At 40.5% G+C, this 24480-nt stretch carries 22 protein-coding genes, 1 tRNA gene and 1 pseudogene; 18 read left to right on the plus strand and 6 right to left on the minus strand.

The window, feature by feature from the left end; all coding sequences use genetic code 11:
- Positions 1-289: 289 nt before the first annotated feature.
- Both recG and ACGHCK_RS07880 read left to right on the plus strand, forming a co-directional pair.
- Positions 290-2296 carry an ATP-dependent DNA helicase RecG gene (recG, locus tag ACGHCK_RS07875; RefSeq protein WP_271328397.1) on the plus strand — a complete coding sequence of 669 codons (2007 nt, stop codon included), beginning with the start codon at positions 290-292 and terminating at the stop codon, positions 2294-2296.
- Between the two features lie 36 nt (positions 2297-2332).
- The gene (locus ACGHCK_RS07880; RefSeq protein WP_251423732.1) at positions 2333-2587 is read left to right on the plus strand and encodes a hypothetical protein; all 255 of its coding nucleotides are present in this window, start codon (positions 2333-2335) and stop codon (positions 2585-2587) included.
- Between the two features lie 40 nt (positions 2588-2627).
- Here the strand turns inward: ACGHCK_RS07880 and mnmE are convergent, their stop codons facing one another.
- Positions 2628-3992 carry a tRNA uridine-5-carboxymethylaminomethyl(34) synthesis GTPase MnmE gene (gene mnmE / locus ACGHCK_RS07885; RefSeq protein WP_271328398.1) on the minus strand — a complete coding sequence of 455 codons (1365 nt, stop codon included), beginning with the start codon at positions 3990-3992 and terminating at the stop codon, positions 2628-2630.
- A 118-nt stretch (positions 3993-4110) separates the two neighbouring features.
- On the opposite strand from mnmE, the gene ACGHCK_RS07890 reads away from it, so the two are divergent.
- Both ACGHCK_RS07890 and rpiA read left to right on the plus strand, forming a co-directional pair.
- Entirely contained in the window at positions 4111-4848 is a 738-nt protein-coding gene (locus ACGHCK_RS07890) for a pseudouridine synthase (RefSeq protein ID WP_202230354.1), read from the plus strand.
- A gap of 139 nt (positions 4849-4987) precedes the next feature.
- Positions 4988-5659 (plus strand): ribose-5-phosphate isomerase RpiA, encoded by a 672-nt coding sequence (gene rpiA / locus ACGHCK_RS07895; protein ID WP_251423738.1) that lies wholly within the window; start codon positions 4988-4990, stop codon positions 5657-5659.
- A gap of 50 nt (positions 5660-5709) precedes the next feature.
- On the opposite strand, the gene ACGHCK_RS07900 is transcribed toward rpiA, so the two are convergent.
- Complete coding sequence (locus ACGHCK_RS07900; RefSeq protein ID WP_202230352.1) at positions 5710-6162, minus strand: NUDIX domain-containing protein; 453 nt, start codon at positions 6160-6162, stop codon at positions 5710-5712.
- 119 nt (positions 6163-6281) lie between these two features.
- On the opposite strand from ACGHCK_RS07900, the gene mreC reads away from it, so the two are divergent.
- From mreC to ACGHCK_RS07935, 7 genes and pseudogenes are all read left to right on the plus strand, one after another.
- Positions 6282-7139, plus strand: coding sequence for a rod shape-determining protein MreC (mreC, locus tag ACGHCK_RS07905; protein WP_202230351.1), 858 nt, complete (start codon positions 6282-6284; stop codon positions 7137-7139).
- Positions 7140-7141: 2 nt separating this feature from the next.
- Positions 7142-7648 carry a rod shape-determining protein MreD gene (mreD, locus tag ACGHCK_RS07910; protein ID WP_202230350.1) on the plus strand — a complete coding sequence of 169 codons (507 nt, stop codon included), beginning with the start codon at positions 7142-7144 and terminating at the stop codon, positions 7646-7648.
- Positions 7649-7783: 135 nt separating this feature from the next.
- Positions 7784-9058, plus strand: a complete 1275-nt coding sequence (locus tag ACGHCK_RS07915) for a CHAP domain-containing protein (protein WP_251423741.1) — start codon at positions 7784-7786, stop codon at positions 9056-9058.
- 742 nt (positions 9059-9800) lie between these two features.
- Entirely contained in the window at positions 9801-10979 is a 1179-nt protein-coding gene (locus ACGHCK_RS07920) for a coiled-coil domain-containing protein (protein WP_271328399.1), read from the plus strand.
- Between the two features lie 220 nt (positions 10980-11199).
- Positions 11200-12327 (plus strand): molecular chaperone DnaJ, encoded by a 1128-nt coding sequence (gene dnaJ / locus ACGHCK_RS07925; RefSeq protein WP_271328400.1) that lies wholly within the window; start codon positions 11200-11202, stop codon positions 12325-12327.
- Between the two features lie 220 nt (positions 12328-12547).
- Positions 12548-14169, plus strand: a pseudogene (locus ACGHCK_RS07930) (hypothetical protein).
- 807 nt (positions 14170-14976) lie between these two features.
- Complete coding sequence (locus ACGHCK_RS07935; RefSeq protein ID WP_251422972.1) at positions 14977-15504, plus strand: YqeG family HAD IIIA-type phosphatase; 528 nt, start codon at positions 14977-14979, stop codon at positions 15502-15504.
- 264 nt (positions 15505-15768) lie between these two features.
- On the opposite strand, the gene zwf is transcribed toward ACGHCK_RS07935, so the two are convergent.
- Positions 15769-17256: a glucose-6-phosphate dehydrogenase gene (gene zwf / locus ACGHCK_RS07940; protein ID WP_202230344.1), complete on the minus strand. Its 1488-nt coding sequence runs from the start codon at positions 17254-17256 to the stop codon at positions 15769-15771.
- A gap of 23 nt (positions 17257-17279) precedes the next feature.
- Positions 17280-17459: a hypothetical protein gene (locus ACGHCK_RS07945; RefSeq protein WP_202230343.1), complete on the minus strand. Its 180-nt coding sequence runs from the start codon at positions 17457-17459 to the stop codon at positions 17280-17282.
- 108 nt (positions 17460-17567) lie between these two features.
- Between ACGHCK_RS07945 and ACGHCK_RS07950 the strand changes: the two genes are divergently transcribed.
- The 5 genes from ACGHCK_RS07950 (at position 17568) to ACGHCK_RS07970 (ending at position 20063) form a co-directional block, all read left to right on the plus strand.
- On the plus strand, positions 17568-18413 hold the full coding sequence (locus ACGHCK_RS07950; RefSeq protein WP_202230342.1) for a sulfite exporter TauE/SafE family protein: 846 nt from the start codon (positions 17568-17570) through the stop codon (positions 18411-18413).
- Positions 18410-18778, plus strand: a complete 369-nt coding sequence (locus tag ACGHCK_RS07955; RefSeq protein ID WP_202230341.1) for a DUF1634 domain-containing protein — start codon at positions 18410-18412, stop codon at positions 18776-18778. The genes ACGHCK_RS07950 and ACGHCK_RS07955 overlap by 4 nt, the downstream gene beginning before the upstream one ends.
- Before the next feature lie 47 nt (positions 18779-18825).
- A tRNA-Leu gene (locus ACGHCK_RS07960) sits at positions 18826-18908 on the plus strand.
- A gap of 53 nt (positions 18909-18961) precedes the next feature.
- Positions 18962-19168, plus strand: coding sequence for a hypothetical protein (locus tag ACGHCK_RS07965; protein ID WP_202230340.1), 207 nt, complete (start codon positions 18962-18964; stop codon positions 19166-19168).
- 10 nt (positions 19169-19178) lie between these two features.
- Positions 19179-20063 carry an NAD(P)-dependent oxidoreductase gene (locus ACGHCK_RS07970; RefSeq protein ID WP_251422969.1) on the plus strand — a complete coding sequence of 295 codons (885 nt, stop codon included), beginning with the start codon at positions 19179-19181 and terminating at the stop codon, positions 20061-20063.
- A 115-nt stretch (positions 20064-20178) separates the two neighbouring features.
- Here the strand turns inward: ACGHCK_RS07970 and ACGHCK_RS07975 are convergent, their stop codons facing one another.
- Together ACGHCK_RS07975 and argS are read right to left on the minus strand one after the other, a co-directional pair.
- On the minus strand, positions 20179-21444 hold the full coding sequence (locus ACGHCK_RS07975; RefSeq protein ID WP_271328206.1) for a hypothetical protein: 1266 nt from the start codon (positions 21442-21444) through the stop codon (positions 20179-20181).
- 191 nt (positions 21445-21635) lie between these two features.
- Positions 21636-23324, minus strand: coding sequence for an arginine--tRNA ligase (argS, locus tag ACGHCK_RS07980; RefSeq protein ID WP_251422963.1), 1689 nt, complete (start codon positions 23322-23324; stop codon positions 21636-21638).
- A 289-nt stretch (positions 23325-23613) separates the two neighbouring features.
- Here argS and argR point away from each other — a divergent pair, with 289 nt between their 5' ends.
- Together argR and ACGHCK_RS07990 are read left to right on the plus strand one after the other, a co-directional pair.
- Positions 23614-24060 (plus strand): arginine repressor, encoded by a 447-nt coding sequence (argR, locus tag ACGHCK_RS07985; protein WP_202230336.1) that lies wholly within the window; start codon positions 23614-23616, stop codon positions 24058-24060.
- Positions 24050-24391 carry a YlbF family regulator gene (locus tag ACGHCK_RS07990; RefSeq protein ID WP_202230335.1) on the plus strand — a complete coding sequence of 114 codons (342 nt, stop codon included), beginning with the start codon at positions 24050-24052 and terminating at the stop codon, positions 24389-24391. The genes argR and ACGHCK_RS07990 overlap by 11 nt, the downstream gene beginning before the upstream one ends.
- Positions 24392-24480 lie beyond the last annotated feature (89 nt).

Here is a 24480-nt window from a genome sequence, read left to right on the forward strand (position 1 = left end):
AAGATTTGTGCTTGATGATGTCCTGTCAGCTTTGTAAAACCAAGTCGGAAGTAGTTTTCTTCAGGGAAAATGAGGTCTGAGGCTTTCAAGTCTAGCATCAATGTGATAAAATCGGAATGAGTCATAGGAATCCTTAACTAAAGTGTTTGTGTGGTAACTACATTTTAGCGAATTACTATGGCTTTTCTTGTATAAAAAAAGGGCAGTAGATTTTAATCTACCACCACAGATTATACAGAACCAAAATAGTAAAGCGGTCAAAAGACCGCTTTTGTTGTATAATAAACTTATGAAACTAACAGACAGTGTACAATATCTGAAAGGTGTAGGCCCCAAGTCTCTAGAGAATTATCAGAAGCTTGGCATTTCTACGATACAGGATTTATTGCTTTATTTTCCTTTTCGTTATGAAGATTTTGCTGGACGTTCCATTTTTGAATTACTGGATGGAGAGAAAGCAACAGTTATTGGCGAAGTGGTAACACCTGCCAATGTCCAATATTACGGTTTTAAACGCAACAGGCTCACTTTTAAACTCAAACAAGGTGAAGCTGTGGTCGCTGTGAGCTTTTTTAATCAACCCTATTTAGCAGATAAGATTAAGGTTGGAAAAGAGGTCGCAGTCTATGGAAAATGGGAACAGAAAAAGCAACAACTTTTGGGGATGAAAATATTAACCCAAGCAGAAGGTGGCTTTTCTCCTGTTTATCACCTTACTGCAGGGATGAAGCAATCCAGCTTGGTGAAAACAATTCAAATGGCTTTCGATAGTGGACTTTTATCGGAATTAAAAGAGAATCTGCCAGACTATTTATTGAAAAAGTACCGATTGATGCCCCGGCAGGAAGCGGTACGTGCCATGCATTTTCCAGATGATATGGAGATGCACAAGCAAGCTTTAAGGCGCGTAAAGTTTGAAGAACTCTTTTATTTTCAACTGAAGTTGCAGGCTTTGAAGTATAAAGAAAAAGCCCAACGCTTTGGGCGAAAGGTGGTTTTTGACCGGCAATTGATGGAAGAAAAAATCCAAAATCTTCCTTTTGAACTGACAGGTGCCCAACAAAAATCCTTAGACGAAATTTTAGCAGATATGTCCTCCGCCTATCACATGAATCGCCTTTTACAAGGCGATGTCGGTTCAGGAAAAACAGTCGTTGCCAGCTTAGCGATGTATGCAGCGGTCTTATCGGGGCTTCAAGCTGCTATAATGGTTCCTACTGAAATTTTAGCACGGCAACATTTTGCGAACTTAGAAAACCTTTTTCCTGAACTAAAAATAAGTCTTCTCGTTTCGGGTTTAAAAGCTGCGGAGAGAAGAGAGATACTCGAAAGTTTAGCAAGCGGTCAAACACAGATGGTTGTGGGAACGCACGCTTTGATTCAGGAAGCTGTTGATTTTTATGACTTGGGGCTGGTCATTACCGACGAGCAACATCGCTTTGGGGTTAACCAACGGAAAGTCTTACGCGAAAAGGGTCAAAATCCTGATGTACTTATGATGACTGCGACACCGATTCCTCGGACTTTGGCGATTACGGCTTTTGGTGATATGGATGTCTCCATCATCAATGAGTTACCTAAAGGTCGGCAACCGATTACGACCAGGTGGGTAAAACATGAGCAGCTGTCAGAGGTCTTGAAATGGATAAAAGAAGAGCTGAGGCAGCAGGCCCAAGTCTATTTTATTTCGCCGCTTATTGAAGAATCAGAAGCTTTGGACTTAAAGAATGCCGTGGCACTTTACGAAGAATTGGCGCAGTATTTTGGAAAAGAAGTGGGTATTGGTTTACTGCATGGTAAAATGAAAAATGAAGAAAAAGAGCAGATTATGCAGACCTTTAAGGCAGGGGATTTGTCTGTTCTGGTTTCCACAACGGTTATTGAAGTTGGTGTGGATGTGCCAAATGCAACGATTATGGTAATCATGGATGCGGATCGCTTTGGACTTTCCCAGCTGCATCAGTTACGAGGCCGTGTAGGTCGGGGAAGCAAGAAATCCTATACGATTCTCGTTGCCAATCCTAAGACAGAATCAGGGAAAAACCGGATGAAGATAATGTGTCAAACGCAGAATGGTTTCCGTTTAGCAGAAGAAGACTTGAAGATGCGAGGTTCTGGAGAAATATTCGGCGTACGTCAATCAGGTTTACCAGAATTTCTAGCAGCTGATATAGTGAATGACTACAACATTTTAGAAGTGGCACGTCAAGAAGCGCAGGAAGTTTTTAAAACACCTGAACGCCCAGAATATCAGATGATGCTTACGGACTTGGATGTTGATGGTGGTTTTGATTAACGTTTAAAGTGTGAGTTCAAGAAAGGATGATAAAAAATGGGATTTCTCTTAGCATTTCTAGGTGGTGGACTTTCTTTGCTGAACTTTTCTGCTGAATGGCGATTTCTTCCCTTGCAGTTTATTTTCACTCTGCTTTCCTTAAGTAGTATGTTTGTCTATAAAGGAAAACGAACAAGAAAGTCTTATGAAGGTGATGGAACAAAAATATTTACCATTGGTTTCGCCTTGTGTTTTCTTTCGTTTATCGGCTCAGCATCGATTCTTCTAGCCCTTTTGATGGGCTGGCAGTAAACAAAAAACATAAGAGGAATTTCATCCTTCTTATGTTTTTTTATTTTCCTAAGCAGAACTGGCTGAAAAGCTGAGTAATCAGTTCATCCGGTGCAGCTTCACCGGTTATTTCGCCAAGCAATTGCCAACAGCGCGTGACATCCACTTGGATGAGGTCCACAGGAAGTCCCATCGCCAAACCTCGGTTTGCTTCTTTCAGAGCATCTAAAGCTTGTTCGACCAGGCCAATATGTCGTGCATTAGAAAGAGTCGTTGCATCTTTTGCTTCAATTTCCCCAGAGAAAAAGAGCGCGCGTATTTGTTTTTCGACGGCATCAAGATTTTCATTTTTTAAGGCAGAAATTCTGATAGAGTCTGCAGGTAGTTTTTCAAGTTCAATTTTTTCTGGAAGATCGGTCTTATTCAGCAAGACGATACGATTTGTCGAAGAGGAAAGTTCCAACAATTCTAGATCTTTGGGAGTTAAAGGTGACGAAACATCGAGTACAAGTAAGACTAAGTCGGCTTCTTCTAAGGCTTTTTGACTACGTTCGACACCGATCTTTTCAACGACATCCTCAGTTTCTCGTATACCAGCAGTATCAATTAACTCTAGTGGTACGCCACCAATATTAGCAAACTCTGTGATAACATCACGTGTTGTTCCAGCTATGTCGGTAACAATGGCTTTTTCTTCCCGTAAAAGTTGATTGAGCAGGCTTGATTTTCCGACATTTGGACGGCCAATAATTGCTGTTCTCAAACCTTCACGGAGAATCTTGCCGCGTTTAGCTGTTGCAAGAAGTGTTTCCAGAAGTTGTTCAAAATGTGCCGTTTTTTCCAGCAGCATTTGACTTGTCATCGTTTCAACATCATCATATTCGGGATAATCAATATTGACTTCAACTTGCGCGAGTGATTCTAAAATTTCTTGACGAATGTTGTTAATCAAGTTAGAGAGGCTTCCATCAAGCTGTTTTACAGCAATATTGGCTGCCTGATCTGTTTTAGCGCGAATCAAATCCATTACGGATTCAGCTTGCGCCAAGTCAATACGCCCATTTAAAAAGGCACGTTTAGTAAATTCACCCGGTTCAGCGAGGCGTGCGCCAGAGCGAAGCAGGAGTTGCAAAATTTCCTGGGTGACAGCAATTCCGCCATGTGTATTGATTTCCACAAGATCTTCACGCGTAAAGGTTTTTGGAGCTCTCATAACAGAGAGCATAACTTCATCAACAAGACGGTCCTCGTCAAAGATATGCCCATAGTTGATGGTATGTGAAGCAACTTTATCGAGATTTTTCCCTTGAAAAACCTTTTTAGCGATTGGGATAGCATCACTACCAGACAATCGGACGATAGCAATGGCTCCTTCACCTAAAGGTGTGGAAATGGCTGCTATGGTGTCAAATTCTTTTGTTATCATATTTTTATCCTAATTACTAATTTCAGTATGCCTTATTATATAACAAGTCGTGCTAAAAATAAAGATTCATCAACCACTCTTAAAGGTTTATCCTATCCATATTTGGTAAAATAAGAATATGAGATTGGATAAATATTTGGCGGAAGCCGGGCTAGGCTCACGTAAAGAAGTCAAGGCGATTCTAAAGACAGGAAAAGTGACAGTTAATGATGTGAAGGTGAAAGACGGGAAACAGCAAGTTGAGTTGGACAAAGACAGTGTAAGCTACGATGGACAGCCATTAGCTTATCAAGAATTTTATTATTATCTGCTTAATAAGCCTGCGGGGGTTGTTTCAGCAACGAAAGATAATTTGGACAAAACGGTTGTTCAATTGCTGAAGACACAGGATTTTCGAGAAGATATCTTTCCTGTGGGGCGCTTAGATAAAGACACAGAAGGGCTTCTTTTGCTGACAAATGACGGGGCGTTGAGTCATAACCTCCTGAGTCCCAAAAAACATGTGGAAAAAGAGTACTTTGCTCAAATTCAAGGGCAAGTCACGCAAGCAACTGTTCGAGAATTTGCAGCAGGATTGACTTTGAAATCTGGGGAAAACGTCAAACCAGGTCAACTTTTTATTGAGAAATCTGAGGGGAATAAAGGCGAAATCCGCCTTATTATTCATGAGGGTAAGTTTCATCAGGTCAAGCGAATGTTTGAAGCTGTAGGAATGAAGGTGACTTATCTCAAACGGCTACGCATGGGCAGTTTAAAACTGGATGAGGCATTAGCTTTAGGAGAATACCGAGCACTTACAGATGAGGAAATTACAAAACTAAAAGATGAGTCAGGGAAGAAAGCGGAGGTTAAATAAAACAAGGTCTGTTGAGAGAGTTTTAGAGTAAGGAGAGCTCTTGAAACTTTTGAGAGAAGCTTTGAAGTTCAAATAAAAAGAAAGATATTTCAGCTTTTTTGTTATAATGTTTAAGAGAGCATTTGGAAGGGTTTTAAACATGGAGAATTTGAAAAAACTAGTTGGTATCAAAGCAGCTGAGTACGTAAAATCAGGTATGACCGTTGGTCTAGGAACAGGGTCGACAGCCGCTTTCTTTGTTGAGGAATTAGGACGCCGTGTCAGAGAAGAAGGCTTGAATATTATTGGTGTAACCACCTCAAATGTCACCAGCCAGCAGGCGGCCAGTCTCAATATCCCACTCAAGTCAATTGATGAAGTGGATACTGTTGACCTCACTGTGGATGGTGCGGATGAGATTGATGCAGACCTTAACGGTATTAAAGGTGGTGGGGCTGCGCTTCTCATGGAGAAGATTGTTGCAACCTATTCAAAAGATTATATCTGGATAGTGGATGAAAGCAAACTTTCTGAGACTCTTGGAAATTTTAAGGTTCCTGTCGAAGTTATTCCGTATGGTTCCGAGCAGTTGTTCCAGAAGTTTGAGGCAGCAGGTTATGCACCAACTTGGCGTATGAACGATGAAAAAAAACTCATCACAGATATGCAGCACTATATTATTGACCTGCATATTGAGAAAATTGTAGAGCCAGAAAAACTGGCTAAGGAACTTGACTTGACCGTAGGCGTTGTTGAACATGGTCTTTTTAACGGTATGGTTAAAAAGGTTATTGTTGCAAGGAAAACAGGCATTCAACTTATCGAAAAGTAAAAAGAAGGAAATCTCATCCTTCTTTTTTTTTACATCAGTAGAAATTGCTTTTATAATGTTTTTAACCATTGTTCCACTCCCCACTTGTGAGAGCCGCGCTTGAGTTTTTCGAGAGCAACAGGCACATCAAACCAAAAGATATTATTAAAATCTTCTAAAGGTGCTTGGTCAAAATGAGCATCCAATGTTTCATAGATATAAGCAGGGTTACAAAAATACTTGTCACGATGGGAACTATAGAAGTATTCATCAGCCTGCCCAAGATACTGGCCTAAAGTAGCGGTTGCTCCTAGTTCCTCGAGGAGCTCACGTTCTAGTGCTCGTGCATGATTTTCATTGGCTTCAATTTCGCCTCCAGGAAGGAAAAATGCGCCATTTGGTGCTTGGACAAGACAAATTTGACTATGGTTTTCACGTGAAACAATACCATAGACGCCGTAACGGTATTGATAATTGACTCCAGCAATTTTCTCGCCAAAGACTGGAATTTCTTGTTGAGTCATACTTACACACCTCCGATATATTTTTATAGAAGAAAATTTACTTATATTCTATCAAAAAGTTGACAATTTTGATAAAATAAAGAGGCTAAACAAAGCTCTTGCGAAGGGAAAAATGAACAGTGAAAAAATTTAATCTTAGTAAAATGATTATTATCGCCTTAATTATTGTTATTTCAGCATTTACAGCAATTTTTATCTCGGCAGATAACTTTAAAAATAATAAAAATCCATCGGCGATGACACAAATTATCAATGATGGGACTGGAGCAGTTGATCGAATAATCGGAGCGCCAATTCGTTTTGTGCAAGATAAGGCAAATCAAGTGGGGAACTTATTAGATGCCTATAAGCAGAATCAGGCATTAAAAACAGAAGTTTCTAATCTTAGAAGCTCAAAAAACAATCAAGAAAGTTTGGAAGTTGAGAATAGGGAGTTGAAAGAAGCACTTAAGCTTCAAGAAACGTTAACAGATTATGAAAGTATCTCTGCTAATGTTATCACCCGCAATCCCGCAAGCTGGGCCGATACATTAGTCATTGATAGTGGCAGCAAACAAGGTGTTAAAAACCGCCAGTTAGTTATGGCGAACGGTGGTGTAATAGGGCGTGTGATTCAAGTTAACGAAAACACGTCAAAGATTTCTTTGTTAAGCTCTGAGAAAGGCATCGAAGCAAAAATCCCAGTACGTTTAGGGAGTTCAAGTGATCCAGTAAACGGTCTTCTTACAAGTTATGACGATGAGCAAAAAGCCTATGTTGTAACTTCCCTTGTAGGTACAGGCAATATTGATAAAGGAAGTCAGGTTTTCACAAGTGGTCTTGGAGGAGATTCTCCACGAGATCTCTTACTGGGAACAGTAATTGATGTCAAAGAAACGGAGCAAGGCTTGAACCGTGAAGTTTATATTAAGCCAGCTGGTAATTTGTACGATATCCGATTTGTCTTTGTGATCCAAGGTATGATTGGAGGAAACTAACCATGAGTCGTTTTAGCTTTCAATTTTTTAGCCCTTTACTTCTCTTTTTCCTCCTGTTACTCGATGGTCAATTGACACACTTATTCACGGCTTTGTCTGGAGGCAGTATCATGCCCGTCAGTCATCTCCTTTTGATTTTTATGGTGTATACGGTAACGCAGCATAGACACAGCTATGTTCTTATTTTAGGTATCCTTTTAGGTATTGTTTATGACAGTTACTTTTTGGGTATTTTTGGTATTGCCAGTCTGATTTTTCCACTGATTGCTCTTTTTGTCTATAGTATCCAAACGGTTGTTTTCACAAATCGTTGGACACGCTTATTTACAGTAATCATCATAGTTTCTGCTTTTCAGGTTTTAAGTACACTGATTATTAATTTTGTTGGAGTAGTTAAGGTTGATTTCGTTGCTTTTATCGTCAGGCAGCTCGCGCCTACTCTGGCTTTAAATATCATCTTTGCAACCTTGCTACAGTGGCCTTTAGAAAAGATGTATCGCCTTCGGTGAGCATCTTTTTGTAAAGGAAAGGTAAAAAAAGTATTTTTAAGGAAATTAAATTGACTTGGAGAGGTCATAAAAGAGTGTTATACTTGAACCTATCTCGGAGCTATATTTATAATTCTATAGAAAACAGGAACAAATATGAAAAAGAAAATACTTACGACTCTAATGCTGTCAACAGTGATTTTATCATCAGCGGCTTCTCTTGGCGCCGTAAAAGCTGACAGTACAGACGATCAGATTGCAAAACAAGATGCTGCTATTCGTGCAGCAAAAAGTTCATCTGCTGAAGCACAAGCTCAGGTAGCAGCAATTCAAGCACAAGTAGAAAGTTTGCAAGCCAAAAAAACTGCAACAGCAAATGAAGTAAATAAATTGATGAAAGAGCAGAAAGAGCAGTCTGCACAGATTGCAAGCTTACATAAAGACATCAAGAATCGTAGTACAGCCCTTGAAGCACAAGCACGTAGTGCACAAACAAGTGGTTCGGCTACGAACTACATATCTGCTTTACTGGATTCAAAATCTTTGACGGATGCTATTCAAAAAATGACAGCTATGGCTACAGTTTCAGGTGCCAACAAGGCAATGATTGAAAAGCAACAAGAAGATGAAAAAGCAATTCAAAGAAAGCTGAAAGACAATGAAGCAAAGTATGCAAAAGCTACACAGCTTCAACAAGAACTAGAAGCGCAAAGTAAAGAGTTAGCAAGCCAAGAGGCAGCTCTCAAAGTTGCGCAATTAAATTACCAAGAAACAATTGCTACATCTGAAAGTAAGAAACAAAGTTTGATTGATCAAAAAGCAGCAGCGGTAGCAGCACAGGAAGCGGCAGCAAAACAAGCGGCCGAAGTGGCGACGCAGCAAGCTAAAGCAGAGAAAGCAGCACAAGTTGCTCAAAAAGCACAGGCAGAACAAGCCGTAGATACTAAGAAAGATGCTCCGACTGCTTCATCTACGGAGACAGTACCTGTGGTTACTACACCAGTTCCAGATAGCAGTACCTCTTCATCTTCATCAAGTAGTGTTGCAAACTCAAATAGTGGTTCAAGTAACAGCACAGCTGGAGGAGGATCAAGCAGTACACCAGGATCAAGCTTAAGTAACCCTTATCCATGGGGACAATGTACATGGGGAGTTTGGGAATACTTCGGCGGAAGAATTCCAACATATGCTGGAAATGCGGGAGATTGGGTAGTTTATGCTAATAGCGGTCCAGCAGTAGGTACAATTGCCGTCTTCCCTCCAGGTAACCAAGGTGCTGGGGGTGTAGGTCACGTTGCTGTTGTAACAGCTGTAAATGGCAATAAGCTGACTATCTCAGAAACGAACTTCTCAGGTCCTAACGGTGGAGGTTTAGGTATCCGTACTACACGTGAAGTTTCAGCTGCAGGTGTAAGTTTCATTCGTCCTTAAGAAGGGTGGAAAGATGTAATATTAGCTTTTTTAAGCTTTAGACAAAGTTTTACCGCTTTGTCTTTTTTACTACGGATGTACCTCTTGAAAAAGGGGAGGAACGAATATTGAAGAGAAAATCCGAGCGCCTAAAATACTCGGATTTTTATTGTGGTTCTTTCCTTATGATTACCTTTATCAATCGTTGTGCTTTTTAAAATAAAACCGTTCTATTGCAAGAAAGGGCAACAAGACAGGGGGTAAAATATTTTTTGAACCACTGTCTCTAGCTTCTTGCAAACGCCATAAAAGTTTGAATTTAAAGTATCTATCGTTTTGGAGTCGTCGACTTTATCAGAAACTCCACCTGATATAAGCAAAGGACAATCATATAGCATTATCCATGAAATGAGTAAATGCTGTAAAGAATGGCTTAAACTCCCTGTTTTGCAGAACTTTTATCAAAGAAAAATTTAAGATTTTCTCTGATAATGTGCACATGCTACAGAAGATAAGAAAATGCTGCTTCCCCTAAGATATAAATCAAAAAAGTAAAAATGAGGTTAATTGGAGCTAATGCCATTAATGTAATGGTATTTGTCGCTATTTTACTCCTCTTTTTAGCGCCTTATGAAAAAAAGAAGAAACAATAAGAAACGAACTTAAATAAAAGTGTAACTAAAATGTTACAAAGTAGCTATGTGGTCGTGATACAATATAATATGTTACCAAACTAACCTAGGGAGGCAAAATTAAAGATTTTATGAAGAAAAAACTTATTACAGCGTTGATGCTTTCGACAGTCGTACTGACGGCGGGTGCACCACTTGCTGCTGTAGAGGCTGATACCACAGATTCGAAGATTGCACAGCAAGATTCAAAGATTGCGAGTGCTAAAAGTGAAGCTGCTAAGGCACAGTCACAAGTAGATGCTATCCAGTCACAGGTGAGCACTTTAAAATCAAAGCAATCATCAATGACTAAAAAAGTTAATGAGTTGATGGCTCAACAAAAAGAGCAATCTCAACAGATTCAAAAGTTGAGCAAAAGTATTAAAGAACGTAATACAGCGCTTGAAGCGCAAGCGCGCAGCGCACAAACAGATGGCTCAGCTACAAGCTATATGTCTGCTATATTGGATTCAAAATCACTGACAGATGCGATTCAAAAAATGACAGCTATGGCAACTGTTGCCGGTGCGAATAAGTCAATGATTGAGCAACAACAAGCTGATCAAAAGGATATCCAAAATAAGTTGGCAGATAATCAAAAGAAATATGCTGAGGCAACACGTCTTCAACAAGAGTTGGATTCACAAGCAGATGAGTTGGCAACTCAAGAAGCAGCTCTCAAAGTTGCGCAGTTGGATTATCAGGCAACAGTAGCAACTGAAGAAGGTAAGAAACAAGACTTGCTGAACCAAAAAGCGGCCGCAGAAAAAGCAGCCCAAAAAGCTGCTGAAGCTCAAAAAGCAGCAGCAGAGAAGTCTGTAGTTGTCCAACAAGAGCAAGCGGTGAAAAACAACACTGCTGCTGGACCTTCAGCACCAGCTACAAATGGAACAGGAGGAAATAACAACACCTCTACACCTACTCCAACACCAGTACCAACGCCAGATCCGGTAAAACCAGTAAGTCCTTCTGGTAAAAATCCATACCCTGCAGGTCAATGTACAGCCTTTGTATGGGATTATTTTGGTGGAAAGATACCAACGTATATGGGAAATGCAGGTGACTGGGTAGCTTATGCTAACAGTGGTCCTGCAGCAGGTACTATTGCTGTATTCCCTCCAGGTAATCAGGGTGCAGGAGGCGTAGGTCACGTTGCTGTCGTCCTTTCTGTATCTGGTTCAAAAATGACAGTTATCGAAGGCAACTTTAACGGTGGTTGGGGGACAACACGTGAATGTTCAACAGCTGGCGTAAGTTTCATCCGTCCTTAATAAACAATTGAAACAAAATACAAGCTTCGGTTTGTATTTTTTTTAGTGAAATTATTAGCGTTTAGCACTCTATAATATGGAGTGCTAATTTTTTTGCCAAATGCTTTAAAAAATGCTAAAATATATTATAGTAGCTGAAAAAATAGGCTACTTCTAGAGAGTGCTCGTTTGAAAAATCGAGTGATACTCTTAATATTCCATGTCAAGAAGGTTAATATATATGAATAACACAGAATTTTACGAACGTCTCGGTGTGGATAAAAATGCCAGCCAAGACGAAATTAAAAAAGCTTATCGAAAACTATCCAAAAAATACCATCCAGATATCAACAAAGATCCGGGTGCAGAAGATAAATATAAAGAAATTCAAGAAGCTTATGAAACATTAAGTGATGAAGAAAAACGTGCCAACTATGACCAATATGGTACAGCAGGAGCTAATGCTGGCTTTGGCGGTCAGGGAGGTTTCTCTGGCTTTGATGGTTTCCAAGGTGCAGGTGGTTTTGGTGGCTTTGAAGATATTTTCTCAAGTTTCTTTGGAGGCGGCGGAGCTCAAGTTAATCCTAATGCACCTCGTCAAGGGGATGACTTACAATACCGCATTAACTTAACATTTGAAGAAGCAATCTTTGGGGTCGAAAAAGAAATCAAGTATCATCGTGAAGAACTTTGTCATACTTGTGCAGGTTCAGGTGCCAAACCAGGGACACATCCTGAAACATGTCATAAATGTCATGGTCGAGGACAAATACAAGTTGTTCGTGACACACCATTAGGCCGTATGTCAACAAGTGCTGTCTGCGATGTTTGTCACGGAACAGGTAAAGAAATCAAGTCTCCTTGTCCAACATGTCACGGAACAGGTCATGAAAAGCTGGCACATACTGTTAAGGTAAAAGTACCAGCAGGTGTAGAGTCAGGTCAACAGATGCGTTTACAAGGTCAAGGTGATGCAGGAACAAATGGAGGACCTTACGGAGATCTTTATGTTCGTTTCCAAGTTTCTGCCAGCGACAAGTTTGAACGTGATGGCAGTGAAATCTACTACAAGATGCCATTGAGTTTTGTTCAGGCTGCTTTAGGTGATGAGGTTGAGGTTCCAACTGTTCATGGAAATGTGAAGTTGAAGATTCCAGCTGGTACACAGACGGGTACAAATTTCCGACTTAGAGGTAAGGGAGCACCGAAGTTACGCGGCAGTGGTCAAGGTGACCAACACGTTGTTGTTAACATTGTAACGCCTGAAAAATTGAATGAAGCTCAGCGTGATGCATTGCGTGATTTTGCTAAAGCAAGTGGACAAAAGATCTCAGAGCAGAAAAAAGGTTTTTTCGATAAATTTAAATAAAAGTTATCTAAGTACACAAAGTCAAGAAGCTCCAACCGGGGCTTCTTTTCTTCATGTCTAAAGCCAAGCCCCAAGCCAAACCACCCACCCTTTTCTCATCAAACACTCATTTCATTTGACCTTTTTTTTTTTATACTATAGACTCAGAAAGTAAATGTAACATTAGAAATGCAAATGTAATGAAAAATCTAAACCACACGTTACGTCAAAGGAGGAGTTTATGACACCAGAAAAGAAAAACCAGCGGCGGCTGCGCAACCTCGCGCTCCTGTCCCTCTTATTGCTCTTGGTAGGCGGCACCTTCGCCTTCCAAGCCTTCAACCAGCGGGCCATCAATGACCGGCTCCGAGAAAACATCCCCGGAGGCCGCGTCCACGACTACTACAACCGAGACACGGAAAACAAGGACGTCTTTGTGGAGAACTATGGCAATGTGCCCCTCATGGCCCGTATCCGCCTCTCCGAGTTCATGGAGAAACGCTCAGTAGGAGATACAGACTTCACCCCTTAGTGAACGGCACCATCCGTGACCAAGTGGACACTTGGACGGTCATGCGTCCCTCAGAGAACAACCTGAACATCCGTGTAGATGACTCGGCAGCCTTCAACACCTACTCTAACCTGACCTTTGGTTGGAGCCGTTCAGGTCAAGAAGCCCCATGGTTCATGCCGACCTTCAACCGGGACAACCAAGACCTGATGACCGCCTCTGCAGGACATGCCCGTGACTGGGTCACAAGCACAGCCACAGACGGGGTAACAGACGGCGCCACTCACCCCGGAGACGGTACAGATGCCTACTGGTCCTCTGGCGACAGCTTTGACAACAGCGGTCCAGTTTGGCCGGGAGAAGAAGTCACCCATGATGTGGCTCAAAATCTACAACAAGAGCGTGCCCCGATGACCATCAGCCAGTGGGCAGCCTTGCCTAATAACCTGAAAGTTGGGAACTTCTGGGTCATCGACCACCAAACAGGCTGGGCCTACTGGGCCAATCAACTCCAAGCAGGAGAGACCACTTCTTGCCTCTTGGATGCGGCTCAGATGACCGCAGCAGCAAACAATATTCCGGGAGAATATTACTACGGTATCCATGTGGACGGGCAACTGATTAGTCCTGACCGTATCAATGACTTCTTAGCTGCAGATGGAAGCTTTACCCACCATGATGACTTGTCAGACTTCCTGACAGCCGTACAGAACGGTTCCATTGATAACAACTGGGGGAACCCGGGACCAGAGGAGAATGTCCAACCCGACCAAATCAACTTTAGCCTCATGGCACCGGGGACCATCTTTACTATGGCTAATGAGCGGTACCGTTATTTGGAGAATATGGGGAACCGTAACCATATGATTATCCGTAATAGTGTATTTATAAATGTTGCTTTTCCTAACACAAATCAGCGTCTTACCGACTATTATAATAATCTTGATTCATCGGTTCAATCTATGATACAACCTGTATCTATACCATCTCCAGCACCTAGTGTAGCGGATGGAGATATTATTTTTACAGGCAATCGTTGGCTACCTACAAATCTCCATGATTTTCCCGATGTAGCGGCTGATGTGACTCAGGTTGATTCAAGTGGTAGTCGCCAAGCCTTTGTTCTCTCCTTAGCAGATGTTGCTCGTCTATCAGGACCAGGCCGTGCTTTTCCTAATCATGCAGAACGCGGTCTTCCTGTTGATGATACTTGGGCTTGGCTTCGGACTCCTGGAGCTCATCCGGGTTACATGTGGTCTGTTCTGGCGAATGGAGCTGTAACTGGATTCCGCGATGTAAATCATAATGTTTGGTATGGAGGACTGCGCCCGGCCCTCATCGTTCGTCAATAAAACTCCAAATACAGCTGGCGTATAAGCTTAAGTAAATATGTAAAGAAAAAAAGTCCTCAATATACATGAATGCGATATTGAGACCTTTTTTATTTTATAGCTGGTAATTTTACTTTGCTTAAAACTCTTTAAACAAAAAAACATAAGCATTATTGGAGTTTCTCATCAAACCTAAAGTTTTGACCCAGTGCATCCTTGGTTGTTGTGTAAGACCTAAACTTATAAATCAGAGGGCGCCATCTATCAACAATAATACGCTCATTCTTTGTCAGAAGAGAGTCGGTTATAGGAATGATTTGCTAGGTATTCTTTAAATAGAAAAAGAAAATCCATATAATTAAGGCAGTTGAGGGAAGTAATTTCCCAATCCCCTCTAAATAAAAAGTTAAAAATAATAGTCCGAGAAAGATTAGTCCCAAGCCCCATGCGTACAGTAAGAAGAACTTAGAAATTTTCTTATTTTGTCTCCGTCTTCTAGAAATTAAAGGTTTTACTACAAATTCGTTAGCCCCAAAATAGTAGGCGCCCAAGCAAAACATAAGTATGAGAATAAGTACAAGTGTAGACATAAAAATAATCCTATTTAGAGATTTTTTCTGAATATTTATTGATGATTCTATCAATTTTCCTACGCACTGTCAATCTTGTTTAAGTTCGCCATGAGAAAAATGGGTTCCTATGTATGGGTTTGGAAAAATTATAAGATAATCGATGAATACAGGGAGAGCTATTCTGGGCTAAAAAGAGTTTGTTACAGTAATTGAGTAAGGAAGGGAGAAAAGTAAAGAGAAATGTTATAATAAATGTATGAAACTTGTGAATTATAAACCAGACTATCTTTTAGAAGCTGTGTATAACTTGGATGTGGAAAACTTAAAGAAGAAGGACATTCGAGGAATCATGGTTGATTTAGACAATACACTTATTGCTTGGAACAATCCAGATGGTACACCAGAGCTGCATCACTGGCTAAAAACTATGCGAGAAAATGATATAAAGGTCATTGTTGTCTCCAATAATAAACACGAAAGAGTTCAGCGCGCAGTTGCTAAATTTGATGTTGACTTTGTATCACGGGCGATGAAACCCTTTGCGTGGGGAATTCACAAGGCACTGACTAAACTTGAAGAGGAACCGGACCATGTGATTATGGTTGGTGACCAGCTGATGACTGATATTCGGGCTGCCCATCGTGCAGGCGTGCGTAGCATTCTAGTCAAACAGTTGGTTGCCTCTGATGCCTGGAGTACTAAATTTAACCGTTGGCGTGAACGGCGAATGTGGAAAAAATTAGTTCGAAGATACGGGCAGCCGGAGTGGAAAAAAAGGCTATGACCTGTGTTGTGCAGTTTTTTATGCTATTGTTTCAGAGATTTTCCACTGAATTTTTTGATTTATCCCAAGTTTTCCACAGTTTTACACACCTTATTCACAAAAGTGTGGAAAACTGTGAATAAAAATGTGGAAAAAGGAATAAATTTGACTACTTTGAGATGAAATATCAAAAAAACGCTTAACTACAGCATTTTTGTGCATGTAGTAAGGCGTTTTTTTTAAGCTTTAGGGACTGATGTAACATTTGTTTTTAGGTTATTCTTTTTACATTAATCCACGTTCTTTATACCACTTATCCGGTTGCCAAATCCAATGCCTACCATCTTTTTCGAGAAGATCAAAGGCTTCTTGAGGTCCCATGGTAGCTGCTGGGTATTTAGGCAACTCGTGATGTGCCTTGTCCCAAGCTTGACGAATAACATCAATCAGCTCCCAAGAACGAGAAACTTCCTCCCAATGTGAAAAGTTCGTTCCGTCTCCATTGAGAACATCAAGAATTAATTTCTCATAAGCCTCAGGAGAATTTCCTAGGATTGTAGCATCGTGCCGATAGCCCAACTTGATAGGAGCAATATTAAATCCTTGCCCGACCTCTTTACCATTAACAGTAAGAGAGAATCCTTCTGTAGGCTGGATATAGATAGTGAGTACATTTTCTTCAAGAGTTGTTTCAAAGATATTGTTAGGGTCTTGTTTGAAGACGATATTGATGCGTGTTCCTTTTTCTGTCAAACGCTTTCCACTTCGGACATAGAAAGGAACACCGGCCCAGCGTTCATTGTCAATGAGGAACTTTCCTGCGACAAAGGTCTCAGTGTTAGAGTCCGGTGCAACAGAAGGCTCAGAACGATATGCTGGGAATGCTTTTCCGTCAATTGTCCCTTCAACATATTGTCCTGGGATAAATGCCTCCAGAGCTTCCTGCTCAGAGTATTGCCTAATGCTATGTAGGGCTTTAACTTTTTCTGCCAGGATGCTCTCTTGTGTAAAGGACTTGGGTTTTTCCATAGCGAGCAGAGCTAGAACCTGCAAGACATGATTTTGAATCATATCTTTGAGCGCACCACTTGTTTCATAGTAGCCGCCACGATCTTCAACTCCGATGCTTTCAGCAAATGTAATCTGTATATTGTCGATGTGGTCTTTGTCCCATATTGACTCAAACATTTGGTTGGCAAAACGGATAGCTGAAACAGATTGGATCATTTCTTTTCCAAGGTAGTGATCGATGCGGAAGGTTTGATCTTCTCTAAAGACATCTTTCAGTGCAGTATTCAGTGCTTGGGCTGTTTCTAAATCACTTCCGAAAGGTTTTTCGATAATGACGCGTTCAAAGCCTTTCCCTGTCAGAATCTTTTCTGATTTGAGATGGTTAGCAATGATTGAGAAAAATTGCGGCGCCATAGCCAGATAGAAGACCTGATTACAGTTGGTATTATACTTTTCTCGGAGTCGATCTCCAAGCTCTTTGAGGGCGTGATAGTGGCTGGTATCATTTACATCATGACTTTGATAGTAGAAATGGCTTGAGAAGTCAGCGAGTTCTTTTTCGTTGTTGCTTAAACCAGATAAAGATTCGATAATGATTTGGCGATAGTACTCATCCGTCCATGGACGGCGCGCAGTACCGATTACTGCAAAATTTTCAGCAATTTCGCCTTTTTTATAAAGTTGGAAAAGGGCGGGGTAAAGTTTACGTTTAGCGAGGTCACCAGTTGCCCCAAACATTGTAAAAAGTACTTGTTTACTCATAAGTTTCTTCTTTCTATTGATTGTCAAACATCATTTTCAGCATAGTCGATATAGGTATCAACATAGTCCAGATAGTCTTTGCTCAGCTGTGCCTTGATATCCTGATATTCAGCTTCTGTATAGTCACGTTCAGCAATTTTAGCACGATAAAAAGGCAAGTTTAATTCTTTTTGGAGTCTCTTTTCAAGCTCTTTGCGATTCATAACGATTCCCTTATATTAGAAAAATTTACTACTAAGAAAATTATATCACAATTGAGTGGCGAACCTTTGAGCTGAGATTCTTTTGAGTTAAAGTGATAAAATAGAGCTATGTCTTTATTAACTTTTACATTCTCCATGCTTTTACTTGGCGTAGTTGCTGGTATTGTAGGAAGTGTTTTAGGTCTCGGCGGTGGAATTATTATTACACCCATTATCACTTCCTTTTTTGGTGTTGATATAAAATATGCGATTGGGGCGAGTATTGTCGCCGTTATCGCTACAAGTTCAGGCGCTGCCATTTCTTATTTAAAGGATGATCTGGTCAATGTTCGGGTCGCCATGTTCTTGGAAATTTTTACCACGATTGGCGGATTACTGGGGGCGATTTTGGCCGGCTTGTTTAATGCTGCGGTATTAAATATCCTTTTTGCTTGTTTATTGATTTTTCAAGCCTACAATATGTGGCGCAAGCTACATCAAGGTGAGAAAGTCTTGCAAAATGTCACCTCAGACAAGTGGGCAGAAAAGATGAAGCTAAATTCCTCTTACTTTGATAAGCAAACAGGAAAAGAAGTCGTGTATCAAGTGGAAAAGGTTCCAGAGGGAGCTTCCATTATGTTTGGTGCAGGAATAGCTTCTGGTCTTTTAGGTATAGGTTCAGGGGCATTTAAGGTTTTGGCAATGGATACAATGATGAAGATGCCACTCAAACCGTCAACGGCAACCTCAAATCTCATGATTGGAGTAACTGCGGCAGCTTCAGCGACGGTCTACTTTTTTAATGGTTACATTAATCCTTCCTTAGCAGGGCCTTTAGCTATAGGTATCGTAGCCGGTGCAGCCATTGGTTCGCGCATCATGCCACATTTGCCTGCTCGGACGATTCGCTTGATATTTATCCCTGTAATTGGTCTTATGGCCCTACAAATGATACTCAAAGGACTTGGTTTATGACGGAAGAAAAAGAAAAATTACTTGAGATTGAACTCAGAATAGGAAAGATTTTAAGGGCGGGTGTATTTGTTAGCTCGGCGGTTATCATTATTGGTTTGGTGATGTTTGTTTTCACAGGATATTCTGGTTATCCAGGGACGACTTATCCACGGGGCTTGTCAGAAATTGCAAGGGGACTTGTTGAATTTAAAGCCTTTGCCTGGCTTATGGCTGGTCTCTTTCTTTTGATTTTGACTCCTATACTTCGTGTGCTGGCCTCTATTTTTGCCTTCGCAAAAGAGGGTGATAAAATGTATATTTTTATCACGATGATGGTACTTGCAGTACTGGTTTTAGCGATTTTTTTAGGACACACAGGCGTGTAAGCTATTTCTTGCAAAACACTATTGAAACTGGTATCATAGGTAGTGCTGGGGGAGTGGTGGAATGGCAGACACGCATGCTTCAGGTGCATGTGCTCGCAAGGGCGTGGGGGTTCAAATCCCCTCTCCCCCATAATCAGTTACAATCTCGCTTGGGCGGGATTTTTTTGTTTAAGAGGTGAAGATATGGTGAGAAGACTGACAAAAGAAGAACTACAGGACTTGATTGATGCCAATCCTCTACGTGGGCTTGCTAATATAGGAGAGGAAGTAGGCTTAACGCGTGTCGGGATTGAAAAATTGCTGAAAAGCTATAAGTTGGAAGATTATCGCAACCAAAAAATAAAAACCTTACGTCGAACAGCAGCAAGGCAAAGAAGATTGAACAAATAAAGGAGAAATCATGGCAAAAATCGGATTTATCGGTACAGGAGTAATGGGCGCAGCAATGGCAGGTCACCTGCTCGATGCAGGCAATGAACTGTTCGTCTATAACAGGACAAAAGCAAAAACAGATGATTTAGTAGCGCGTGGAGCAACTTACTGCGCGACACCCCAAGAGATTGCGGAAGCAGCCGATATTGTTTTTTCTATTGTGGGCTATCCGCAAGATGTTCGCGAAATTTACTTCGGCGAAAAAGGAGTATTTAAGGCGGATATACAAGGCATGTTTTTGGTAGATATGACAACATCAGAGCCAGCTTTGGCACAAGAGATTTATCAGGCTGCAAAAGAAGCGGGAGCTTCGGCTTTAGATGCACCAGTATCAGGAGGAGACATTGGGGCAAAGAACGCCAACTTGACGATTATGGTAGGTGGTGATGAAGAAGCCTATGCGCACCTCTTGCCTTATTTTGAAACTATCGGAAAAACCATCACACGACAAGGTGCAGCAGGAGCGGGCCAACATACTAAAATGGCCAATCAAATTGCCATTGCTGGAACGATGACAGCTATGACAGAACTGATGGTTTATGCAGATAAAGCAGGTTTAGATGTAGAAAAAGTCCTTCAAACAGTAGGAGGCGGCTCTGCAGCCACTTGGTCAATGACTAACTATGCGCCGCGTATTTTACGTGAGGACTTTAGTGCGGGTTTCTTTGTTAAGCATTTTATTAAAGATTTGGGGATTGCTCTATCTGAGGCTGAAAAAATGGGGATTGAACTTCCTGCTACAGCAGGGGCGAAGAAACTTTATGACCGTTTAGCAGAGGAAGGTTATGAAAACGACGGCACACAAGCGCTGATTAAACTTTGGTGGCCAGAAGGCGTAAGACCGAATAAGTAAAAACTATTAAAAATCCACTGGACAGTGAGGTTGCGCCAGTGGATTTTTTTTGAGTCATTTGGGGATTGCGCTTAGCTTTTTAGAGCTTAGAAAAGTGGAAAAGAGCTTTCTTACTTTAGTTTTTTGCAGAACCATTGCTATGTCCAGGTGTTGCATTGAGTCCTTGCGCTTCTCCAATGGTCATATAGGTGTAATTTCCAGGTTTTTTCACCATGCGATAGTATTTGTTAGAGTTACTACGATAGAAAACCATTCCTGGTGCCGCCGTTGTCCAGCCGCCAGAAGTTACTGGAGCACTGTTTGCTGAATTTATTTCGTTTTGTGCTTTTCTTGCAGCCTCTTGTGCAGCTTTTTCCTCTGCTTGACGTTTTGCTTCGGCTTTCTGTGCGGCTTGCTCAGCTGCTTTACTTTCTCTTTGCTTAGCACCTGTTAAGTAGGTTGCTAAATCAGAGTTGGCCTTTTCTACAGCTTTAGATGTCTTCGCTTGGTTGACAGCTTTGACAAGCTTTTGCAATTCGGTCTTATCTGTTGCTTCCGTATAGACTGAAGCTTGTAGTTTTTCAGCTGTTGAAATATTTTCTTGGGCTTTATCCTTGGCGTTTTTGAGGGCGCATGCTTCCTTAACTTCTTGAATACGCAACTTTGCAGTGCTAACTTTTTCGGTTAATTCATTTGCTAAGTCTTTGATTGCATCAGATTTTTTTGCAGCTTTTGTACTTTTGACGAGTTTATCTAATTCATTCCGATTTTCTTTTGGTAAATCCTTGTCTTTAAGAGTTTCTTCTGCTAAATTTAATGCTTCTGTGCGAGAATTATGTGCCTCGACCAAGAACATTTCTTCTTCAAATTTTGATTTATAATCTGAAAAATTTTGATAAGAGTTGGCTTGTTTTTGATAACTTTCAAGCAGTTTTTTGTCTGTTGGTGAAATATTTTTATCCGTTGATAGCGTTTGAGCTTGCTGAAGGAGCTCTTCAATGCTTTGACTTTCTGTAGCGGCTTTCTTAGACAGTGCTTCTAAAGCTTGTGCTTCTTTCTCTATTTTTTGAGGATGAAGCCAAATTTCTTTTATTTTAGCTGTATCAGCAGTTTCTCTCGAAATAGCTTCTGTTGTTTCTTTTGAAACATAACCCTGTTTATTTTGATTGAGGGCTTCTTCTGCTTGAATAAGATGGTTACGTGCTTCATTTAGAGCATTAGCATGGATATAGTAGCCTACAGGCATGCTGAGGCTAAGTACTGCAGCACCAATGAGCAAAACTTTTTTCGTTTTCGTTGTATTTTCTCGGAAGTTTTTTGCTGACGATTCTACAAAGTGATTGAATTTTTTCCGATAACGTTTAAATTTAGTTGGTGATATGGGGTTAAAGTTAGACATCATTACTTCTCTTTGTGATTATTATTTTTTGGATGTTTATAAAAAAATCCCAGCTTGATTTTATCAAAAAAGAAAAACAGCTAAATGTTTTTACAGTATGAGTAATAAAATACACGCAAAAAATGAGCCAAAAGATTTTGATGCTATTCTCAGCTCATTTTAAAATTATTTTGTAATTTTGAAAGTTTTAAACCTTACATCTCCTCCGGCGCTTCAACACCAAGCAGACGCAAAGCTTCTTTTAAGACGATAGCAGTAGCGCTAGCAAGCGCTAAACGTGCTTGAAGTCCCTCGTTTTCCTCGAGAATACGCACATGAGCATAGTACTTATTGAAAGCCTGTGCCAATGAGATAGAGTATTTCGCGATAATAGAAGGTTCATATTTGTCAGCTGCACGCTTAACAACGTTACCAAAGTCTTGGAGTAATTTAACGATTTCCCAAGCTTCTGAAGGAATGTCTTCAATACTAACTTGGCTTGGGACATAGTTGGCTTTACGCAAGATTGAACAGATACGTGCATAGGCATATTGAACATACGGACCTGTTTCACCTTCAAATGAAACCATGTCCTCAAGATTAAAGTCATAGCCATTGTTACGATCAGCTTTCAAGTCGTAGAACTTCACAGCGCCAACTCCAACTTGTTGTGCAACCTGTTCTTTGTTTGGCAAATCAGGATTTTTATCATTGATTTGTTTGAGTGCACGTTCAACGGCTTCGTCAAGAGCAGTTTCGAGTTTAACTACATGCCCTTTACGTGTTGAGAATTTTTTCCCGCCTTGAGTAACCATACCGAAAGAAACGTGGGTCATGTCGTCAGACCAGTCATAACCAGCTTCTTTAAGTACCGCCTTCAACTGCTTGAAGTGGTTTTGCTGCTCGCCACCAACGACATAAAGTGATTTCACAAAGTCGAAAGTTGCTTTACGATACATTGCAGTTGCTAAATCACGTGTGATATACAATGTTGCACCATCAGTTTTCTTAATCAAAGCTGGATTAAGATTGTATTTTTCAAGGTCAACTACCATGGCTCCCTTGGACTCATACATGAGCCCTTTGGATTCTAGGTCTTCGACTACAGCATCCATCTTGTCAGAGTAGAAAGATTCGCCTGTAAAATGGTCAAAGTCAATACCTAATTTTCCATAGATGCGGTTAAACTCAATCAAGCTGACATCAGAGAACCATTTCCAGATGCGGAGGGCTTCCTCGTCCCCTTGTTCCATTTTAAGAAACCAAGCACGACCTTCTTCGTCAACAGAAGGATCTTCTTTTGCTTCGGCATTAATTTGGACATAGAGTTTCAGCAGCTCGTCAATAGGATTTGCGGTAATTGTTGCTTCATCACCATATTTTTTATAGGCTGTGATTAGGAGACCAAATTGTTTACCCCAGTCCCCCAAGTGATTAATCTTGATGGTGTTGTAACCAATCTTTTCGTAAATTTTTGAAAGCGAATCCCCAATAACTGTTGAACGCAAGTGCCCAATAGAGAAAGGTTTCGCGATATTTGGAGCTGACATGTCAATAGGAACATTAGCACCGTGGCCGATGTTTTGGTCACCATAGTCTTCTTTTTCAGTGATGACTTCATTGATGACTGCTGTAGCAACAGCTTTCTTGTCAAGGAAGAAGTTCACGTAAGGACCAGTAGCAACTACTTTATCAAAGCCAGTAGCATCAACGTTCTCAGCGATTTCACCAGCAATAACTTGTGGAGCTTTACGCATGGACTTTGCTAAACTGAAAGCTGGAAATGCGATATCTCCCATTTCTGATGATTTTGGTTTTTCAAGCAAATTTTCGATTTGTTCAAGTTCAAGCGCACCGTCAAGGGCGGTGAACAAAGATTTTGCTGCTAATAGTTTTTCATTCATAGAATAATTATACCATAATAGAAATAAAAAAGTATAGTGCTTGAGGTGGTGTTTTTAAGGTATGTAAGTTGAATGAGTCAAAGAATTACAGGATGAAGTGCTTTTTTGTTTTCATGCATGTTTTTTAGAAAAACCATGAATTTTTTCGGCTGTTAAAAAGAATAATTTAAGTTTTTGTGTATTTTTATGCAATTTTAGAAGGGGGAGAAATAAAGAAAAGCGGTGAGCGCTGATATTGTAGGTTCTTCTCCTTATATTTTGTTGAGTATTTTTATGCTATAATAGGTGCATGAAAAGAGAAGAACGATTAGACTTAATTAAACAGATTATCTCTGAAAATCAGATTGCGACACAAGAAGAATTACAAAGTGTTTTGGAGTCAAAAGGGGTAAAGATTACTCAGGCAAGCTTATCGCGTGACATTCGTGAGTTACACATCATAAAAAAGCGTGAGGGAGGGAAGAGCTTTTATGTTTTTTTAACAGAGCTCAATGCACCTTCACAATCCTTATTGCAACAATATTTTAGCAATTTTGTTTTAAAAGTCTCCTTTGCCAGTGTTAATGTGGTTGTACACACGCACTTGGGGGAGGCAGATCTTTTAGCTAATGCTTTTGATGATGAAAAGCGTCCCGAGATTTTAGGAACCTTAGCCGGTGCAGATACCCTACTTTTAATCTGTAAAGATGAACAGGCAGCTCGTGATTTGGCTTTGGAGATTGAAGATGCCCTATAAAACAAGCAAAGAAAAATTGATTGCTCAAATTCTTGACTTGGATTATGTAAAGAGCTTTCAAAAAGCTGAAACAGCCCTACAGGCAGAAAAGGGACTTTTTGAGCAGCAAAAGAAAATGAAAGAGTTACAGAAAGAAGCTGTTCTCTATCAAAAAATAGGTAAAAAACAGGCCTTTAGAGAAACTTCGAGTACCGCACAAAGTATACATGAATCCTTGAAAAATGAACCATTAGTCGAGGATTATCTCCTAAAAATGCAGCCTGTTGATGCCCTTTTGCAATACGTTACAGGAGAAATAGAAAGAAAAGTCAATGAGGCTTTGGAAAGATGAATATTTAAAATAAAGGTCTTCAGGGCCTTTTTTTGTTTTAGCTTTGCCCTTAATCCGTATGTTATAATGGAAATAAAGAATTTTCAAAG

It is taken from the genome of Lactococcus muris, from assembly GCF_042849115.1.
Lineage (GTDB): Bacteria > Bacillota > Bacilli > Lactobacillales > Streptococcaceae > Lactococcus > Lactococcus muris.

Coding starts and splice junctions, on each gene's coding strand:
- ACGHCK_RS07915 (WP_251423741.1), top strand. CDS start 7,784: ATGAAAAAGAAAATACTTACGACTCTAATGCTGTCAACAGTGATTTTA.
- ACGHCK_RS07950 (WP_202230342.1), top strand. CDS start 17,568: ATGTCTTTATTAACTTTTACATTCTCCATGCTTTTACTTGGCGTAGTT.
- ACGHCK_RS07970 (WP_251422969.1), top strand. CDS start 19,179: ATGGCAAAAATCGGATTTATCGGTACAGGAGTAATGGGCGCAGCAATG.
- ACGHCK_RS07955 (WP_202230341.1), top strand. CDS start 18,410: ATGACGGAAGAAAAAGAAAAATTACTTGAGATTGAACTCAGAATAGGA.
- ACGHCK_RS07935 (WP_251422972.1), top strand. CDS start 14,977: ATGAAACTTGTGAATTATAAACCAGACTATCTTTTAGAAGCTGTGTAT.
- ACGHCK_RS07880 (WP_251423732.1), top strand. CDS start 2,333: ATGGGATTTCTCTTAGCATTTCTAGGTGGTGGACTTTCTTTGCTGAAC.
- ACGHCK_RS07990 (WP_202230335.1), top strand. CDS start 24,050: ATGCCCTATAAAACAAGCAAAGAAAAATTGATTGCTCAAATTCTTGAC.
- zwf (WP_202230344.1), bottom strand. CDS start 17,256: ATGAGTAAACAAGTACTTTTTACAATGTTTGGGGCAACTGGTGACCTC.
- ACGHCK_RS07945 (WP_202230343.1), bottom strand. CDS start 17,459: ATGAATCGCAAAGAGCTTGAAAAGAGACTCCAAAAAGAATTAAACTTG.
- ACGHCK_RS07975 (WP_271328206.1), bottom strand. CDS start 21,444: ATGATGTCTAACTTTAACCCCATATCACCAACTAAATTTAAACGTTAT.
- ACGHCK_RS07890 (WP_202230354.1), top strand. CDS start 4,111: ATGAGATTGGATAAATATTTGGCGGAAGCCGGGCTAGGCTCACGTAAA.
- mnmE (WP_271328398.1), bottom strand. CDS start 3,992: ATGATAACAAAAGAATTTGACACCATAGCAGCCATTTCCACACCTTTA.
- recG (WP_271328397.1), top strand. CDS start 290: ATGAAACTAACAGACAGTGTACAATATCTGAAAGGTGTAGGCCCCAAG.
- ACGHCK_RS07965 (WP_202230340.1), top strand. CDS start 18,962: ATGGTGAGAAGACTGACAAAAGAAGAACTACAGGACTTGATTGATGCC.
- ACGHCK_RS07920 (WP_271328399.1), top strand. CDS start 9,801: ATGAAGAAAAAACTTATTACAGCGTTGATGCTTTCGACAGTCGTACTG.
- argR (WP_202230336.1), top strand. CDS start 23,614: ATGAAAAGAGAAGAACGATTAGACTTAATTAAACAGATTATCTCTGAA.
- argS (WP_251422963.1), bottom strand. CDS start 23,324: ATGAATGAAAAACTATTAGCAGCAAAATCTTTGTTCACCGCCCTTGAC.
- mreD (WP_202230350.1), top strand. CDS start 7,142: ATGAGTCGTTTTAGCTTTCAATTTTTTAGCCCTTTACTTCTCTTTTTC.
- dnaJ (WP_271328400.1), top strand. CDS start 11,200: ATGAATAACACAGAATTTTACGAACGTCTCGGTGTGGATAAAAATGCC.
- ACGHCK_RS07900 (WP_202230352.1), bottom strand. CDS start 6,162: ATGACTCAACAAGAAATTCCAGTCTTTGGCGAGAAAATTGCTGGAGTC.
- rpiA (WP_251423738.1), top strand. CDS start 4,988: ATGGAGAATTTGAAAAAACTAGTTGGTATCAAAGCAGCTGAGTACGTA.